The sequence below is a fragment of the Marinobacter xiaoshiensis genome, from assembly GCF_031631795.1.
Lineage (GTDB): Bacteria > Pseudomonadota > Gammaproteobacteria > Pseudomonadales > Oleiphilaceae > Marinobacter > Marinobacter xiaoshiensis.
Window position 1 is genome coordinate 1 of record NZ_JAVMBO010000004.1, and the last position, 953, is coordinate 953.

The window sequence follows — 953 nt, forward strand, 5'->3', positions numbered from 1 at the left end:
GAGCTGTCTTCCGGAATACCAGATACAACGGCTCAATCCCGCTGTCCGCCGGAAAGCTCACGATCAGTTCAACCTGATCCTCAAAGGGCCGCTGGGTATCCCGAAGGCGAGTGTTCCTGTCCATCCTCCTGGATCGGCGTTACCAGAATGCTATAGGGATCAATACCGGAATCGGCCGGATATTCAGTGCTTGTTAACAGGCGATGGCCACTTTCATCCGGATACCAGACCAGGGTGAAGTCGTCGTCCAAGGTGTGCTGGTATGACTGTTTTCGAGTTGCAAAACGATTCAGGAAGATTCCTACGCGCGAAAGCAGATCATTCCTTGTTCGCGATACCACCTCTTGATCTCATTCACGATGCCCTCAGGCGAATCTTCGCGGTTAGTCGCCGGATAGAATATCAGATCGCTTTTTTCAGGATGCTCAACCAGCTCATTGAATCGTTCAACAAACTCACTTTCTTCATCTTCAGTGGTATCGTCATTCCAAAACCAGTTTAGAGCAGCAATGAACTCTTCTTCGGTATAGTCCCTCAATCGTTTTTTTTGCAGTTTCATAATGTCCTCCGGTGCACCTGAATATGCCTTAAGGGGGTTAGAACTCTCATGTTTTCAACGTCGTATACGGCCCCCCCATTTCTTATTTCTTCTACATGATGAATTTCGAATCGATTTCTTTTGCCAGCATGATCATTATGCCTAGTAAAAGGAGCCCTGCCGGCCTTGATGGTTTTCTGATTTCGAGAACTGAACTGGCCAATAAGTTCTGTGTCCTTGGCTACCTCAAGCCAGAAGGCCTCGCGGAACCGATCAAAACTCGCAAACTCACGCCCCCTAAGCCGGTCTGCGATCTGTGCAGGTATTGGTGCTCCAAGATCTCTTGAAGCGCTCTCTAGCCAAATTCCGGTAATATCTTCACCATTTCCAGTTACGACTCCTCGTTCATCCCGAG

2 protein-coding genes and 1 pseudogene are annotated in these 953 nt (G+C 48.6%); all 3 read right to left on the reverse strand.

The features are described 5' to 3' along the window. Positions 1–341, reverse strand: a pseudogene (locus RKA07_RS17945) (S-type pyocin domain-containing protein); the annotation flags it as partial. Then, positions 302–559 carry a bacteriocin immunity protein gene (locus RKA07_RS03105; RefSeq protein WP_310965551.1) on the reverse strand — a complete coding sequence of 86 codons (258 nt, stop codon included), beginning with the start codon at positions 557–559 and terminating at the stop codon, positions 302–304. The gene RKA07_RS03105 and the pseudogene RKA07_RS17945, both read right to left, overlap by 40 nt. After that, on the reverse strand, positions 556–953 hold a 398-nt coding region (locus RKA07_RS03110), incomplete at its 5' end, for a pyocin-S2/colicin E7-DNase domain-containing protein (RefSeq protein WP_494337471.1). The genes RKA07_RS03105 and RKA07_RS03110, both read right to left, overlap by 4 nt.

What these genes read in the sequence shown, in the direction of transcription:
- RKA07_RS03105 (WP_310965551.1), bottom strand. Translation starts at nt 559, where the DNA reads ATGAAACTGCAAAAAAAACGATTGAGGGACTATACCGAAGAAGAGTTC.